At 73.1% G+C, this 15,574-nt stretch carries 13 protein-coding genes and 1 pseudogene; 10 read left to right on the top strand and 4 right to left on the bottom strand.

Annotated features, from left to right (window positions below; all coding sequences use genetic code 11):
* Positions 1-39: 39 nt before the first annotated feature.
* The 3 genes and pseudogenes from ACFY3L_RS15415 to ACFY3L_RS15405 form a co-directional block, all read right to left on the bottom strand.
* Positions 40-288 carry an MFS transporter gene (locus ACFY3L_RS15415; protein WP_389324570.1) on the bottom strand — a complete coding sequence of 83 codons (249 nt, stop codon included), beginning with the start codon at positions 286-288 and terminating at the stop codon, positions 40-42.
* A gap of 5 nt (positions 289-293) precedes the next feature.
* Entirely contained in the window at positions 294-869 is a 576-nt protein-coding gene (locus tag ACFY3L_RS15410; RefSeq protein ID WP_389324567.1) for a glycoside hydrolase family 2 TIM barrel-domain containing protein, read from the bottom strand.
* Positions 855-1,088, bottom strand: a pseudogene (locus ACFY3L_RS15405) (sugar-binding domain-containing protein); the annotation flags it as partial. The gene ACFY3L_RS15410 and the pseudogene ACFY3L_RS15405, both read right to left, overlap by 15 nt.
* A gap of 175 nt (positions 1,089-1,263) precedes the next feature.
* Here ACFY3L_RS15405 and ACFY3L_RS15400 point away from each other — a divergent pair.
* Complete coding sequence (locus tag ACFY3L_RS15400; RefSeq protein WP_389323137.1) at positions 1,264-1,650, top strand: hypothetical protein; 387 nt, start codon at positions 1,264-1,266, stop codon at positions 1,648-1,650.
* 22 nt (positions 1,651-1,672) lie between these two features.
* Here ACFY3L_RS15400 and ACFY3L_RS15395 read toward each other — a convergent pair whose 3' ends face one another.
* A complete protein-coding gene (locus tag ACFY3L_RS15395; protein ID WP_389323135.1) occupies positions 1,673-2,446 on the bottom strand; it encodes an NADPH-dependent FMN reductase in 774 nt (257 codons plus the stop codon).
* A 174-nt stretch (positions 2,447-2,620) separates the two neighbouring features.
* Between ACFY3L_RS15395 and ACFY3L_RS15390 the strand changes: the two genes are divergently transcribed.
* The 9 genes from ACFY3L_RS15390 (at position 2,621) to ACFY3L_RS15350 (ending at position 15,573) form a co-directional block, all read left to right on the top strand.
* Positions 2,621-3,238 (top strand): response regulator, encoded by a 618-nt coding sequence (locus ACFY3L_RS15390; RefSeq protein ID WP_389324564.1) that lies wholly within the window; start codon positions 2,621-2,623, stop codon positions 3,236-3,238.
* A gap of 47 nt (positions 3,239-3,285) precedes the next feature.
* Positions 3,286-3,861: a D-alanyl-D-alanine carboxypeptidase family protein gene (locus tag ACFY3L_RS15385; RefSeq protein ID WP_389323133.1), complete on the top strand. Its 576-nt coding sequence runs from the start codon at positions 3,286-3,288 to the stop codon at positions 3,859-3,861.
* Positions 3,862-3,869: 8 nt separating this feature from the next.
* Positions 3,870-5,837: a sensor histidine kinase gene (locus ACFY3L_RS15380; RefSeq protein ID WP_389323131.1), complete on the top strand. Its 1,968-nt coding sequence runs from the start codon at positions 3,870-3,872 to the stop codon at positions 5,835-5,837.
* A 189-nt stretch (positions 5,838-6,026) separates the two neighbouring features.
* Entirely contained in the window at positions 6,027-6,797 is a 771-nt protein-coding gene (locus ACFY3L_RS15375) for an ATP-binding protein (protein ID WP_389323129.1), read from the top strand.
* A 698-nt stretch (positions 6,798-7,495) separates the two neighbouring features.
* The gene (locus ACFY3L_RS15370; RefSeq protein WP_389323127.1) at positions 7,496-11,509 is read left to right on the top strand and encodes a Pls/PosA family non-ribosomal peptide synthetase; all 4,014 of its coding nucleotides are present in this window, start codon (positions 7,496-7,498) and stop codon (positions 11,507-11,509) included.
* A gap of 86 nt (positions 11,510-11,595) precedes the next feature.
* A complete protein-coding gene (locus ACFY3L_RS15365; RefSeq protein ID WP_389323125.1) occupies positions 11,596-12,405 on the top strand; it encodes a dimethylarginine dimethylaminohydrolase family protein in 810 nt (269 codons plus the stop codon).
* Entirely contained in the window at positions 12,402-13,157 is a 756-nt protein-coding gene (locus tag ACFY3L_RS15360) for a BPL-N domain-containing protein (protein ID WP_389323123.1), read from the top strand. The genes ACFY3L_RS15365 and ACFY3L_RS15360 overlap by 4 nt, the downstream gene beginning before the upstream one ends.
* Positions 13,154-14,812 (top strand): heparan-alpha-glucosaminide N-acetyltransferase domain-containing protein, encoded by a 1,659-nt coding sequence (locus tag ACFY3L_RS15355; protein WP_389323121.1) that lies wholly within the window; start codon positions 13,154-13,156, stop codon positions 14,810-14,812. The genes ACFY3L_RS15360 and ACFY3L_RS15355 overlap by 4 nt, the downstream gene beginning before the upstream one ends.
* The gene (locus tag ACFY3L_RS15350) at positions 14,809-15,573 is read left to right on the top strand and encodes a BPL-N domain-containing protein (protein ID WP_389323119.1); all 765 of its coding nucleotides are present in this window, start codon (positions 14,809-14,811) and stop codon (positions 15,571-15,573) included. The genes ACFY3L_RS15355 and ACFY3L_RS15350 overlap by 4 nt, the downstream gene beginning before the upstream one ends.
* Position 15,574 lies beyond the last annotated feature (1 nt).

Here is a 15,574-nt window from a genome sequence, read left to right as displayed (position 1 = left end):
CATCCACCATCTGCCGTTCCCAACCTCCGGTTGCCGACATCACCCGAACGGATGATCAACCGTATCGGACCCGGACCGCTCGCTCGGCCCTGCCCCCACGAGCCAGGCAGCGAAGTGCTCGCCCTCGATCCGCATGCCGGAGGCCCAGTCTCCGTATTCGACGGTGTCGGCCTGCAACGCCCACATGAGCGACTGCACCGCGGCGATCCCCATGCCGTACACGGCGAACGAGACCAGCGGCACCGCCGGCACGTCGGGCGGGGAGAAGGCGACGCCGAGACCACCGATCGCGGTCAGCGCTCCGGTGGCGACATATTGAGGCCGACCGCAGCCACCTCGTCGATCACCACCAGGCCGTGCCGGTCGGCGTACTCCAGGACGTCCTGCGAGTACGGATAGTGCGACGTGCGGAAGGAGTTCGCGCCTGCCCACCGCAGCACCGCGATGTCGTGGAGCATGTGTGCGTCGTCGTGCGCCTTGCCGATCACGGCGTGGTCTTCGTGCATGCCGAACCCGGTGAAGTGGAACGCTTCGCCGTTGATCAGGAACCGGATGCCGTCCACGGCCACCGTGCGGAACCCGACGGGCTGACGATAGTCGTCGACGACCTCGCCGGACCCGTCGACCAGGCGCACCTCCAGGTCGTACAGGTAGCCGTCGCCGGGCGCCCACCGGTGCACGCCGGGCACCGTGCGGCGACCTCGGCACCGTCGGCGTCCCGCAGGACGATCCGCACCTGCGTGCCGTGCCCGTCGCGGACCTCGGCCCGATAGGACAGCGAGCCGTCGGCGCCGTCCAGGCCGGTGGTCAGCGTTCAGGTCCGCGACATGAGCCGCGCCGGTCGCGTAGAGCCAGACCGGTCGGTGGATGCCGGCGTAGTTGAAGAAGTCGTGCCAGTACCGCTGCTTGCGACCGTCCGGCGTGTCGTCGACGACGCCCGGCGGGATCGTCCGGAAGGTCAGCGTATTGTCGGTCGCGACGGTGATCCGGACCTCGGCACCGGCCCGGACGTGCGCGGTGACGTCCGCCTCGAACGGGGTGTAGCCACCCTCGTGGGAGACGACCTCGGTGTCGTCCACCCACACCGTCGCCCGATGCGTTCCCTGGTCGCGGTGTCACGCGGTCGAAGCATTGAAGGTGCCCTTCCGTGTATGAAGACTGCGCGTGCCCGTTGTCGGCACGTACCCCCTGTCTCACGGCAATTCACCTGCACACCGCCTCGGGCGAACCGGGTACATCTCCACGAAGATCGAACCTCAACTGGTGCAACGGTTCCGTGACCACGGCGGCGGCACGAAACCCGCACAGGGCGGCTTCAAGGCCTGCTACGCGCGGACCGACGACGAGGCGCTCCGGCTGGCGTCCGACAGGTGGAGCCAGCAGGGTCTGCCGGGCGAACTGGCGCAGGTGCTGACGTCGCCACGCCACTTCGAGCAGGCGACCACGCTGGTCCAGCCCGAGATGCTCACCGACCAGTTCGCGCTCGGTCCCGACCCGGGCCGACACCTGGCCATGATCGAACGGTACGTCGACGCCGGCTTTGACGAGGTGTACGTGGCGAACATCGGGCCGCACCACCGAGGGTTCTTCGACCTGTACGCCAAGGAGGTTCTGCCTCGGGTGAAGCAACGGGAACGGGTCGGCGTCTGAGCCGCGGTGCCATGATCGTCCTCTAACGAGGGAGCACCGTGAGGGCTCGCGTGATGAACCGCGAGAACTCGTCGATGAAGTCGCGCAGGAACTGTTCGGTGGAGGCGTCGGCGACCTCGCCGTCGTCGTTGATCAGGCCGGGGGTGAACTGGATGTACGCCTCTGGCGCACTCATCTGCGGTGCGTTGCAGTAGCTCAGAATTCCCCGGAGGTTCTGCTGCGCGACCGCGGTGCCGATCTTTCCCGGTGAGGTGCCGATGACCGCGGACGGCTTCCGGTCGAATGAGTTCGTCCCCCACGGTCGGCTGGCCCAGTCGATCGCGTTCTTGAGGCTGCCGGGAATGTCGCGGTTGTACTCAGGGGTGATGAACAGGACCGCGTCGACCGACGCGATGGCCTCCTTGAGCGCTGTGCCTTCCGGCGGGTAGTCGGCGTCGAAGTCGCGGTTGTAGACAGGTAGCTCCGCGATGCGGATCTCCTCGAGGTCGAGTTCCGCGGGCGCGAGGCGGACGATGGCCTTGGCCAGTGTCCGGTTGATCGACGAGGCCGACAGACTGCCGATGATGTAGCCGACTTTCAGCGTCACGAATTCACCCTCAATCGCAGTGATGGGTATGCGCCAACGCTCAGGCCGCCAGTTTCCGAGCGTCTGCGTGAAGTGGTGGCAGATGTGCCCTGCGGTCGCGAGAACCCCGTGCGCGCGAAACCTTCCGCGGCGCCGGGCAGCGACGTTCGGCCAACGCCGCCGTCCGAACAGGCAGACGTCTGAGGCTCGCCGCAGCTTCGCCAGCAGCATAACCAGGTCGTGACCTGGCGATCGGGTTTCGGTGAAACTGCTCGCGGGCGCGCGACGGACTCGGCGGCCGGCCGATGGTCCCCCGGCAACCACCCGAAGGCTCTGCGGGTGCGCTCCGGTCACCTCCCCGGAGGGCCTCGCCGATATAGGGTGACCGGTGTGCCGGTGCGGGTGATGGTGGTGGACGACCACCCGATGTGGCGGGACGGGGTGGCACGGGACCTGACCGACGCCGGTTACCTGGTCACCGCCGTGATCGGCGAGGGAGCGCAGGCGTTGCGGGTCGCGCGGGCGGCCCGCCCCGACGTGGTCGTGCTCGACCTGCAGCTGACCGACCTGTCCGGTGTCGAGGTGATCGGCGGGCTGCTCGACGCGCTGCCCGAGGTGCGCATCCTCATGCTGTCCGCCAGCGGGGAGCAGCGCGACGTGCTCGACGCGCTGAAGGCGGGTGCCACGGGCTACCTGGTGAAGTCGGCGGGACGGCAGGAGTTCCTGGAGGCGGTGCGACGCACGGCGGAGGGCGAGGCCGTGTTCACCGCCGGGCTCGCCGGTCTGGTGCTCGGGGAGTACCGGAAGCTGGCCCGGTCCACGAGCGGCGGGCCTGCGCTGACCGCGCGGGAGACCGAGGTCCTGCGGCTGGTCGCCAAGGGCCTGCCGTACAAGCTGGTGGCGGAGGAGCTGGGGCTCTCGGTCCGCACGGTGCAGAACCACGTGCAGAACACGCTGGGGAAGTTGCAGCTGCACAACCGCAGCGCGTTGGTGCGCTACGCACTCGAGCACGGTCTCGACTGAGTACTTCTACTCATGCCCGGCCGCCGCCGTTGCGGAATGGTCTGTGCATGGCCCTGTATCAATCGACGGTGGTCGCCCGGCGGCACGGCGTCGCCCGGCGCCGTGACCCGGTGTACCGCGCCGTCACCCGCCTGCTGGCGGTCTCGCTGGCGCCGGTCGCCGCACTGGTCACCCCGGGGCGGGCGCGGCACACCGCCTGCCAGTGGGCGCTGACCCTGCGCTTCCCGGCCGAGGACTTGGCCGGTCTCACCCCCGCGACGCGGGCGGCGTTCGAGGCGGCACGCACGCAGGCGTTGTGGCGGCACGGGGAACTGCTCGGACTGACCTCCGGCCACCGGGACGCCGACGCCCAGGCCGCGTTGTACGCCGCGCAGGTCGAACGCTGCGGCTCGGAGGAGCTGGCCCGGCGGTGGACGCTGCCGCCGGACGAGTCGCGGCACGTGGCTGGTCTGGCGCTCGACGTCCGGCCGTCGGAGGGTGCGCGCTGGCTCGAGGTGCACGGCGCGCGGTATGGCCTGTACCGGATGTACGACAACGAGTGGTGGCACTTCGAGTACCACCCGGATGGCCGCCCGGCCCGCCTGGCACACCCGGCCGTCGCGCACGCGGCCCGTCGGTCATGATCACGGGCATGCGTGAACGGACGTCGCGGTGGTGGATCGCGCTGGCGGGTCTGGGCGGCAGTCTGCTGATCGCGGTGGTGCAGTCCTCGCACGGGGGAGGATTCTCGCCGCGGCTCGGCGTGCAGGGGCCCGACGCGTACTACGGGCCTGACCCGTACACGCCGCTGATCCCCACCGTGGCGACCGTGCTGGCGCTGTGCCTGCTGCGGTGGTGGCCCTACCTGGTGGCGGCGGGCGGGCTGCTGTGCGTGCCGATCGCGTGGCCGGAGGTGATTCCCGTCCCGGACACGATGACCTTCTACTTCGTGTGCGGCGCGGCGTTCCCGCTCCTCGCCATCGGGGTGCTGGGTGCCGCGCAGCGGCTGCTGTGCACCGGTGCGCCGGGTCTGGGCGCCGCCGTGGCCGGCCTCGTCATCGGGTTCGGCCTCTTCGGCCAGTCCCTGCCAGGCACGATCTACCAGTTCCTGGACCCGGCGCTGCCCGTCTGGCGTGGCCTGCTGGTCGCGGCCGGTCTCGCCGCCGTCGCCCCGGCGACCTGGTGGTGGCGGCGTGGAGATCCTGCCGCGATCGGGCTGCCGGACGAGAAGGGCTGGAGCTGGAAGCGGCTGCGGCCGATCGTCGCCGGTGGGCTGGTGGCGGTCGTGGCGTTGCCGTTCGCCATGCTCTCGACCGAGCGGCTCGCGGAGCTGCTGGGCGTCAGCTGGCGGACGCTCGTCAGCTATCCGAACGCCAGGACCGCCATTCTCGGCGGGATGACCCTCGCTGCGGCGGCGATCCTGGCCACGCTGGCCGGAGTGTGGTCGCTGGCCGGGGCGCTGACCGCGGCGACGGCACAGATCGCGGTCTCCGCGCCGCTGGTGATCGCGCTGCTCGCGACCCGCGACGCGGGCCCCGCGCGCTGGTCCTGCGCGCTGCTGGGGGTGGCGATCGGCGCCGCGGCCGTGGCGAACAGGTGGCGGACCGCGGCCACGGTCGCGCTCACGGTGGGCGCGGCGACGTGCCTGTTCATCGCGTTCTCGGGCACGAGCGGCCAACCGCAGAAGCTTGCCGGGCAGTACGGCGCCACGCCCGCCCTGCTGATGATCGTGCTGGTCACCGCGGCCGCGACCGCGGTCACCGGCGCGACCGCACCGGTGCTCGCCCCGCGCGGCGCGCTCCCCGCGGTCCTCGGCCCGATCACCGGCGTGCTCGTCGCCGCCGGCGTCAAGACCGCCCCGGTGATCGACCTGGGCGGTGGAGCGCCGCCGCAGTCGGTCGACGCGATGCTCCACCTCGACACCGCCGGCATGCTGCTGCTGGTGTCGGCCGCGGCGATCGGCGGGCTGGGCATCGCGCACCACATCTCCGAGCGCTGGGCGGAGCGCAAACAGGCCGAGCTGATCCGCCAGGAGGCGGCCGCCGCGGAACGGGACCGGCTGGCCCGGCCGATCCACGACGGCGTGCTGCAGGTCCTCGCCATGGTGCAGCGCGAGGGCTCGGAGCTGGGCGGCACCGGCGCGCAACTGGCGGCACTGGCCGGCGAGCAGGAGGTGGCACTGCGGAATCTGCTGAGCGGCACCACGTCGCCACCCGGGGCGGGCGCCCAGACCGACCTGCGGGCCGAGCTCACCACGCTGTCCTCGCCCACCGTCGATGTCGCGGCCCCCGCCGACCCGGTCATGCTGCCGTCCTCCCTGGCGGCCGAGCTGTTCGCGGCCGTTCAGGCCGCCCTGGACAACGTCCGGCAGCACGCCGGCCCGGGGGCGCGGGCCTGGATCCTCCTGGAGGACGAGGACGACGGAGTGCGCGTGACGGTCCGCGACGACGGTGCCGGCTTCGAGTCGCATCGGCTGCGGGACGCGGCCCGGTCCGGGCGCCTGGGGGTGGAGCAGTCGATCCGCGGCCGGATCCACGACCTCGGCGGCACCGCGACCATCAAGAGCCGCCCGGGCATCGGCACCGAGGTCGAGCTGTGGGTTCCAGTAACTGTGCGGTGACCGGCCGGGAAGGAGACTGCCGGAAAATAATGGATTTGCACCGCTACGGCCTGTCCGTCAGTGCAAATTTCAACCAAACGGATTAGCCGTTTCGCTGCCGCGGCGCAATTCTTGTTGGATGATGGCCACACTCCGAGTCTGCGGGTGCAGGTGCCGATCCATCGGGATGGATAGGAAAGTGGGGCGGCGGTGATCGAGTCAAGGGTGGGTCTGCGCAGCGACATCGAGCAGGGCACGGTCGAGGTCATCGTCGACGGGCCGTGGGACGGGCGCGTCAAGATCGACCTCGCCGCCGCGGTGCGGAAAGGCCTCGCGGAGCGTCCGAGGGCGCTGCTGCTGAACCTGACCGCGGTCAAGGCGCCCAACCCTGCGCTCGTCGGCGCGGTCCTCCTGGCCGAGCGCACCAGCGGCGCCGTCCACCCGCCGGTCCCGCTCGTGCTCGTGGCATCCGACGCCGCCTGGCGCAAGCTGGTCGGCGCCGGGGTCGAGACACGGATCCCGATCTACACCACCATGGCCGCGGCGCGGCACGCGCTCAGCCGCAGCACACCACCCTTCGGCCGGGTCAGGCTCGACCTGCAGCCCGAAGTCATGGCACCGTCGGAGGCGCGGACGTTCATCGGTGACACGGTCCTTTCCTGGGGCCTGCGCACGCTGTTGCACCCGGCCCGCGCGATCATCTCGGAGCTGGTGACCAACGCCGTGCAGCACGCACGGACGCCGTTCACCGTGACCGCCTCCCGGCGCTGGGACCTGCTGCATCTCGCGGTCGAGGACGGCGACCCGGTGCTGCCCCGCAAGGTCAAGCAGGTGCACCGCGAGGACGTGCCGCTGGACGTCCGGGGCATCGGGCTGGGGATCGTCGCGCGATCGGCGAACGCCTGGGGAGCCACGCCGACCGCGGCGGGAAAGGTGATCTGGGCGACCCTGACGACGGCACTGCCGCCGCGCCGGAGCTGAACGCAGCCGGTAGCCGCAACGGCGGATGAACATCGCTGACGGGCGATGCGCGTGCGGCACACAGAGCAGCACGATCACGCCGACCGGCCGGCCTCCCGCACACCGGACGTCGTGCGGGCAATGCCGCGCCACCATGACGCCGTCAACCTGACCACCGGCCCTGTGAACCCGTCCAGGCCCGTCCCGGCGCTCAACTCGGCCTCGCCCGGCGTCGACGCCGGTGATCATCTCGAGTGCCGGCGGTTGACCGAGGTCGCGGTGCGTCGCCGCCGGCGCCGCTGACCCGGCGGACCCGTCCAGCGGGCGTCGCGGGAGCCTGGGCCGCGGGACGCGGCCGGTTCCGCATCGCATGAGGCGGCGTGTGACGCGCGCGAGGCGCCGCGGTCACCGTGGCGGCCGCCGCGGGTGGTCTCGTTGTGAGAACCACCGACGTCGCTCCCACGACCGGAAACAAGACGGCAATCTAAGGATGCGGCGCCCACCCAGGTGCCGCCGCCTCCGTTTGGCCGCACCGGCCACGCTGTGGCACGGCACGCCCGGACCCGTCCCGGCGCGCCCCCCGGTTCATCACTGTCGCTGAGACCCGCGGCCGGCGCACACCTGCCGCGGTGGCCCGCCGTGCCTTGGCGGCGACCCGCGCCGCCGGCCCGTGCCGGTGCCGGTGCCGAAGCGACATCAGCAGAGATGGGGCAGTTTCCTTGATCCAGGCAACCACCAGGACGACCGTGCCGCCGTCCCGGCAGCACGAGCTCACGGCCCGGCGCCTGCACCACGTGTTCGAGGCCGCGTGCGACCGCACCCCCACCGCCGTCGCGCTGGAGTGCGACGGGATCCGCCTCACCTACCGCGACCTCGACGAGCGCGCCAACCGTCTCGCGCACCGGCTGCGCGGCCTCGGCATCAGCGGCGGCGCCCGGACGGCGATCCTGCTGGAGCGCTCCGTCGCGACATACGTGGCGCTGCTCGCCGTCGGCAAGGCCGGCGGGGCTTTCGTGCCGATCGACCCGGAGTCGCCCGCGGACCGGGTCGCCTACATCGCCGAGGACTCGGAGATCGCGCTGCTGCTGACGTCGGCGGGGCTCGCCGACCGCGCAGACGGGTTGTCCTGCCCGGTGCTGCGCGTCGACGACACCGGCGGCGCCGACGAGACCGCGGAGGCCGGCGAGGACGGCGGTCCCGCCGAGGCGCCCGCGCACCGCCCGGCCCCCGACGCGGCCGGCGACCCCACCGCGTACATCATCTACACCTCCGGATCCAGCGGCCGCCCGAAGGGCGTGGAGGTGGCCCAGTCCAGCATCTGCAACTTCCTCGACGTCGTGCCGCGGGTGTATGACGTGCGCCCCGGCGACCGGGTCTACCAGGGCATGACGATCGCGTTCGACTTCTCGATCGAGGAGATCTGGCCCACGTGGTCCGTCGGCGCCACCCTCGTCGCCGGGCCGACCGACTCGCGGCGCTTCGGCGCCGAGCTCGCCGACTTCCTCGACACGTCCGGCATCACCGTCCTGTACTGCGTGCCGACCCTGCTCGCGACGATCCCCCGGGAGCTGCCCCGCATCCGCAACCTCCTCGTCGGCGGGGAGGCCTGCCCCGGCCAGCTCGTCGAGCGATGGAGCCGGCCGGGGCGGCGCATCCTCAACACGTACGGGCCGACCGAGGCGACCGTCACCGCGACCTGGTGCGAGCTGCGGCCCGGGCGGACCGTCACCATCGGCCGGCCGCTGCCCACCTACACCACCGTGCTGCTGGACGAGCAGCGCCGGCCGGTCCGCGACGGCGACGTCGGCGAGATCTGCATCGGCGGGCCCGGTGTCGCCCGCGGCTACGTCGGCCGGCCGGAGCTGACCGCGGACCGGTTCATCGAGCACCCCCTCGCGCCGGCGGGATCCCGCCTGTACCGCACCGGCGACCTCGGCCGGCTCACCGCCGACGGCGAGATCGAGTACCTCGGCCGGGCCGACGCCGAGGTCAAGATCCGCGGCCACCGGGTCGACCTCGGCGAGATCGAGAGCGTCCTGCTGGAAGACCCCGGCGTGAGCGAGGCGGTCGCCGCGCTCGTCCCGGTCGGCACCGGCGCCGACGCGCCCCGGGAGCTCGCCGCCTACATCGTCTGCCTGGCACCCGGCGGTGCCGCGGACGGGTCGCTGGTGCCCCGCCTGTACGAGCAGCTGCAGGAGCGCCTGCCCGGGTACATGGTGCCGGCGTACCTCGACGTCGTCGATGCGCTGCCCGCCATGCCGAGCGGCAAGGTCGACCGTAAACGGCTGCCGGCCCCGGTGCACCGGCGCCCCGCCCGCGGCACCGTCGTCGCCGCCGACGGCGACCTCGAGGAGCAGGTCCACGCGGTGTGGGCCGAGGCGTTCGGGCTGGACCCGCAGGCGCTGTCGGTCGAGGCGCACTTCTTCGACGACCTGGGCGGGCATTCGCTGCTCGCCGCGCGGGTCGTGTCGATGCTGCGCACGCGCGGCATCGGCGCGAGCCCCGCCGTGCGCGACCTGTACAGCAACCCGACGGTGCGCGGCATGGCCGGCCGGCTCGCCGCGCCCGTCGCCGGGCCGGCCGCGCCGCGCAGCCCGGCGCCGCTGCGCCACGGCAGCCGCCGCATCGCGGCCGCCGGCGCCGGCCAGGCATTCGTGATCTACCTGCTGGTGCTGCTCATCACGCTGCCGGTGTCCTATGTGTACACCTGGAACAACGGCCGCGTGTCCGTCGAGGTCCTCGTCCAGCTGATGATGGCGATCCTGGTGAGCTACCTCGGCGTGCGCTGGATCGTGCCGGTCCTGCTCGCCCGGCCCGTCGCCGCCGGCATCCGCCCCGGCCGGTACCGGCTGTGGGGCCTGACCTACGTGCGGCTGTGGATGCTCGACCTGCTGCTGGCGCTCGGGCCGATGCCCGTGCTCAGCGGCTCCCCGCTGATGGCGGTGTACCTGCGGCTGCTCGGCGCCCGCGTGGGTCCCCGGACCACGATCGCGACCAGCTCGATCGGCGTCCCCAACCTGATCGAGATCGGTGCCGACGCCACCATCGGCTACGGCGTGTCGATGCGGCCGTGGCGGGTCGAGCACGGCTGGGTCGTCGTCGAGCCGATCACGGTCGCGCAGCACGCGTTCGTGGGCGCCAACGCCGTGCTCGAGCCGGGGTCATCGGTGCGGGCCGGTGCCGGGCTCGGCGAGCAGTCCGTGCTCGAGCAGGGCGAGACCGTCCCGCCCGGCGCGCGGTGGGCGGGCTCCCCGGCGGCGCGTGTCGACGCGCTGTGCACGACGGTGGAGGTCATGATGTCGGCCAGGGGCCACCGCCAGGGCTGGCACCCGAAGCATCTGCTCGCCGCCGGCCTCGGCGCCGTCGGCCTCGAGCTGAGCGCCATCGCGACCGTCGTGCCCAGCGTGGTCCTCGTCTGGTGGGCGCTGCTGCAGTGGGGGCTGCTCGCCGGCCTCGCCGCCACCGTCCCCGCCGGGCCGCTCTACGTGCTGACCACCTGCGCGGTCATCGCAGCCGGCAAACGCCTCGTGCTGCGGCACGCGCCGGCCGGCATCCACCCGGCCCGCTCCGGCCTCGGCGTCCGCAAGTGGATCGCCGACAAGCTGCTGGAGTTCAGCCTGCTGTTCACCAACTCGCTGTACTCCACGCTGTACACGGTGCCGTGGCTGCGGCTGCTCGGCGCCCGCGTCGGGCGGGGCGCCGAGGTGTCCACCGCCGCGCACCTCGACCCGGACCTGCTCACCCTCGACCCGGACAGCTTCGTGGCCGACATGGCCAGCGTCGGCGCCGCCACCTTCGCCAACGGGCGGATGGCGCTGCTGCCGACCCGGGTCGGGCACCGGGCGTTCGTCGGCAACGCCGCGTTCGTGCCGGCCGGCACCACCCTCGGCGCCGGCAGCCTCGTCGGCGTGCAGACCCTGCCACCGGACGACGACGTCCCCGACGGCACCTCGTGGCTCGGCTCGCCCGCGATGCACCTGCCGCAGCGGCAGAGCAGCGGCACGTTCAGCGAACAGGAGACGTTCCGCCCGCCGCGGCGGCTGGTGGCGCACCGCCTCGCCGTCGAGTTCGCCCGCGCGACCGCGCCCGCGTCATTGCTGGGCATGAGCGTCTACCTGTACCTGTGGGTGCTGTCGGCGCTGGCCCGCGGCCGGGACCTGGCGGTGCCGGCGCTGGTCTCCCCGCTGGTCGTCATAGCCGCGTGCGCCGCCGTGATCGGGTGCTGCGCGGCCACGAAACGCAGCATCATCGGCACCTACCGGCCCAGGGTCGAGCCGCTGTGGAGCACGTTCGTGCGGCGCACCGAGTTCGTCACCGGCCTGTACGAGGCCGCGGCGATCCCGGCCGGGGTCGGCATGCTCGTCGGCACCCCGTTCCTGCCGCCGGTGCTGCGCTGGTTCGGCGCCCACATCGGCCGGCGCACCTGGATCGGCACCACGTACCTGACCGAGTTCGACCTGGTCGAGATCGGCGACGACGCCACGGTGGGCACCGAGGTGTCGCTGCAGACGCACCTGTTCGAGGACCGGGTGATGAAGATGTCCGTCGTCACCGTCGGCGCCGGCGCCAGCATCGGCACCCGGGCGATCGTGCTGTACGACGCCGTCGTCGGCGACGGCGTGTCGCTCGGGTCACTGTCGCTGCTCATGAAGGGCGAACACCTCACGCCCGGCAGCCGATGGCGCGGCATCCCCGCACAGGGCGTCGCCACCGCCCCGGCGCTCGCCGCCTGAACCCACCGCCGCCCGGCCCGCCGCTCACCGGCCGCGCGCACCTTCCGATTCGCAATCCCATCACAGATCAAGGAGCACACCGCCCCATGAACAACGAACTGCTGGTTTCCGACGCCACCCACTTCCGCATCGACTACGAGATCAACCCGTACATGCACACCGACGTACAGCCCGACCCGGCCGCGGCGAATGCCGAGCACGATGCGATCATCGCCGCGCACCTGGCCGCCGGCCGCCTCGTCGAGTACGTCCCCGCCGCACCCGAGTGCCCGGACATGGTGTTCACCGCGAACGCCGCGGTGGTCCGCGGCGAGCAGGCCGTGTTGGGCTTCCCACCGCCGGAACGCAAGGCGGAGACCTCGTACTTCCAGGAGTGGCTGGTCGACCGCGGCTACGACGTGATCGAGGCGCCGTACCCGTTCAGCGGCCAGGGCGACGCCCTCGCCTGCGGCGACCTGCTGCTCGCCGGCTACGGGCAGCGCACCGACCAGCGCATGCACGCCATCCTGGCCAAGGAGCTCGAATACGACGTGATCCCGCTGCGCACCGTCGGCCCGCGCTGGTACGACCTCGACCTGGCCGTCGCCGTCATCGACCCGCGCACCCTCGCGTACTGCCCGCAGGCGCTCGACGAGCCGAGCCGCGGCAGCCTGCGCGCGCTGGGGCTGGAGCTGATCGAGGTCGGCCTCGGCGAGGCGTCCCGCCTCGCGCTCAACCTGGTCAGCGACGGCCGCACCGTGACGATGACCCGCGGGGCGCCGCGACTGGCCGCCACGCTGCGCGAGCGGGGGCTGCACGTGGTCGAGCTCGACACGACCCAGCTCGCCAAGGGCGGCGGCGGCGTACGGTGCACCGCCCTGACCCTGGACAACCCGCCGCCGAAGGGGTCACGGTGATCGCATCCCGGCGCGTCCGGAGCACCGGCGCCGGGCGCGTCACGGCCGCGGCGTGCCGCGCGCCGGCAGTGCACTCCACCGGCGGGTCGGCCGGGCCGCTGGTGGCGCTGGTGTACCGCGGGCCGGCGTCTCTGCCCGGCTGCCCCGAGGCGGTGGCCGAGCTGCTGCGCGGCAGCCGCTGGGGCTTCGACGTTCGCTACGTCGGCCCCGGCGAGGACGTGCCGGTGTCGGCGCGCGCCCTGTCCGGTGCGGTCCTGTACGCGCAGCCCGGCGGCGGCCTGCTCTCGCACGGCTACCGCCACCTGCGCCGGCACCGCGCCGCGATCCGCGAGTTCGTGCACGACGGCGGGCGGTACCTCGGCTTCTGCCTCGGCGGGTACCTGGCCGGCGCGACCCCCGGCTTCGGCCTGCTGCCGGGGGACACCGACCAGTACATCGCCTCGGCCGCCGCCACCGTCGTCGAGCCGCACGACACGCTCGTCGAGGTCGCGTGGCGGGGCCGCACCCGGACGCTGTTCTTCCAGGACGGCCCGTACTTCTGGGTGCGGCCGAACGCCGGTGCGACGGTCGTCGCCACGTACCCCAACGGCACCGTCGCCGCGCTCGTCGCCGGCTTCGGGCGCGGCCGGGTCGGGGTCGTCGGCCCGCACCCGGAGGCGACCGGCGACTGGTACGCCGATGCCGGCCTGCGCGTCGACCGCCTCGGCGTCGACCTGGGCCTCGACCTGGTGGACGCGGTGATGACGACATGACCGCTCCGCAGCGAAGCGCGGGGGACGGCACGGCGCGCCCCGGCGACCTGGTGGTGTCCGCGCCCGCCGCGGCGCCACGCACCCGGCAACGGCTCATCGGTATCGACGCCGCCCGGGGTGTGGCGCTGCTCGGCATGATCACCCTGCACGCGCTGTGGGAGGCCGACGCCGCCGGCAACCCGACCTGGTCGGCGAAGATGTTCAGCGGGCGGGCGGCGGCGGCCTTCGCGCTGCTCGCCGGCGTCGGCATCGCGTTCGTGTCCGGCCGGCGACGGGTCCCGGCGGCCGACCGTCCCACCGTGGCCGCCGGGATGGCCGCCCGGGCTGTCGTCATCGGTGCGGTCGGATTCCTGGTCTGCGCCGCCGACACGACGCTCAAGGCGGTGATCCTGCCGTACCTGGCGGTGGTGTTCCTGCTGGCGATCCCGCTGGTGTTCCTGCGCACCTGGACCGTCGCCGTGGTGGGGCTGCTCCTGGCGACCGCGGGCCCGGTCGGCGACTACTTCCTGCTGCCGCGGCTGCCGGAGCCGGAGCTCGGCAACCCGTCGTTCACGCGGCTCGTCTCGGACCCGATCGGGATGCTCACCGAGCTGACGCTCACCGGCTTCTACCCGTCGCCGACATGGCTGGCGTACGTGTGCGCCGGCATCGTCATCGGGCGGCAGGACCTGAACCGGCGACGGATCGCCGCCCTGCTGCTGGCGGTCGGCACGGTCGTCGCCGTCGCGGCCAACGCGGCCTCCACGCTGCTGCTGCACCGCTACGGGGGGCTGGCCCACATCTGGGCCGCGCAGCCGCGCAGCGGCCTGACGGCGGCGCAGACGACGGAACTGCTCACGTTCGGCGGCAACGGCAACGTCCCGTCCTCCACGTGGTGGTGGCTGGCGGTCAACACCCCGCACACGGGCACACCGCCCGACATGTTCGGCGCCGCCGGCTGCGCCGTCGCGGTGCTGGGGCTGATGCTGCTCGCCGCGCACGTCACCCACCGGGTGCTGGGGCCGCTGTGCACGGTCATCCTGGTGGCGCTGGCCTCGGCCGGCAGCATGACGCTGACCTTCTACTCCTTGCACATCCTGTTCATCAACTCGGAATTCGACACGTACAGCGCCGGGAACGGCTGTCTCGTGCAGATCGTCGGCGTGTTGCTCATCGGCCTCGCGGTCAGGGGAACGGTCGGCCGCGGCCCGCTGGAGGCGATGGTCACGGCGCTGGCCACCCGCGCCCGGCGGTGGACCACGTCCCGCAGCGGGGTCCAGGCCACCGCCACCACGGCTACCGCCACCATCCCGGTCCAGGCCTCGCCGGCGCCGGTCTCGGCCGTGCCGGCGGCTTCGGCGCCGGCTCTGGCGAAGTCCTCGGAGTCCTCGACGGCTTCGACGGCTTCGACCGCTTCGACGGCGGCGTCGGCGGCACCGGCACCGGCACCGGCACCGGCTGTGACGGCGTCCGATGGGTCGGGGTCCGGTGGACCGGCACCTGATGGGTCGGGGTCAGATGGGTCGGCGTCAGGCGGGTCAGGGTCAGGTGGCTCGGGGGCCGGTGGGTCGGGGCAGCGGCGGCCGCCGCGACGGCCCCGCGGGCCCGGCAGCGGCCGCCGCCGCGTCACCCGGCGATGGACGCAGCCCGGGGCAGGGCAGGGCAGCGGCCGGTGAACCGGCGGCGGTTGCTGCTCGGCGCGGGTGCCGCCGGCGTCCTCGCCACCTTCGGCGGGGTGGCCGGCGCCGGATACGTGATGCTGTCCGGCGACCGGCCGCTCGCCCTCGTCTACCGCGGCCCGGCCGCCTGCGCGGGCTGCTCCGAGGCGGTCGCGGCCCTGCTGCGCGGCACGCCGAGCGGGTTCCGGACCGAGTTCTGCGGCCCCGGCGAGGAGCGGGCACTGTCCGCGGACTCGCTCGCCGGGGCCGCCGTGTACGCGCAGCCCGGCGGCGGCGACGTCCGCCAGGCGTGGCGCCGCCTGCGCGGGCACGCCGAGGACGTCCGCGACTTCGTGCACGGCGGCGGCAACTATCTCGGGTTCTGCCTGGGCGCCTACCTCGCCGGCGCCGACCCCGGCTTCGGCCTGCTGATCGGGGTCGGGGTCGAGGGGTACATCTACAGCGCCGGGGCGACGGTCCACGACACGGCCGACACCGTCGTCGGCGTCGACTGGCGGGGACGGCGGCGGCACATGTTCTTCCAGGACGGCGCGCTGTTCCGCCCCCGCCCGGGTGCGTCGGTCACGGTCCTGGCCACGTACGACACCGGCGGCGCCGCGGCCGTCGTCACCGGCTACGGCTCCGGGCGCGTCGGGCTGGTCGGCCCGCACCCGGAGGCGGACCAGTCCTGGTACGCCGACGTCGGCCTCACCAACCCCGACGGCATCCGGTTCGACCTCGGCCACGACCTGATCGAGAGCACCCTGCGCGAACCCTGAT

The organism is Dactylosporangium sp. NPDC000521 (genome assembly GCF_042898305.1).
GTDB lineage: Bacteria > Actinomycetota > Actinomycetes > Mycobacteriales > Micromonosporaceae > Dactylosporangium.
Note: the sequence above shows the minus strand (reverse complement) of the source record. Positions and strands in the feature narration are given on the sequence as shown.

Excerpts from the sequence above, each read along its gene's own strand:
- ACFY3L_RS15395 (WP_389323135.1), bottom strand. The coding sequence starts at position 2,446 with ATGCTGCTGGCGAAGCTGCGGCGAGCCTCAGACGTCTGCCTGTTCGGA.
- ACFY3L_RS15390 (WP_389324564.1), top strand. The coding sequence starts at position 2,621 with ATGGTGGTGGACGACCACCCGATGTGGCGGGACGGGGTGGCACGGGAC.
- ACFY3L_RS15385 (WP_389323133.1), top strand. The coding sequence starts at position 3,286 with ATGGCCCTGTATCAATCGACGGTGGTCGCCCGGCGGCACGGCGTCGCC.
- ACFY3L_RS15380 (WP_389323131.1), top strand. The coding sequence starts at position 3,870 with ATGCGTGAACGGACGTCGCGGTGGTGGATCGCGCTGGCGGGTCTGGGC.
- ACFY3L_RS15365 (WP_389323125.1), top strand. The coding sequence starts at position 11,596 with ATGAACAACGAACTGCTGGTTTCCGACGCCACCCACTTCCGCATCGAC.
- ACFY3L_RS15355 (WP_389323121.1), top strand. The coding sequence starts at position 13,154 with ATGACCGCTCCGCAGCGAAGCGCGGGGGACGGCACGGCGCGCCCCGGC.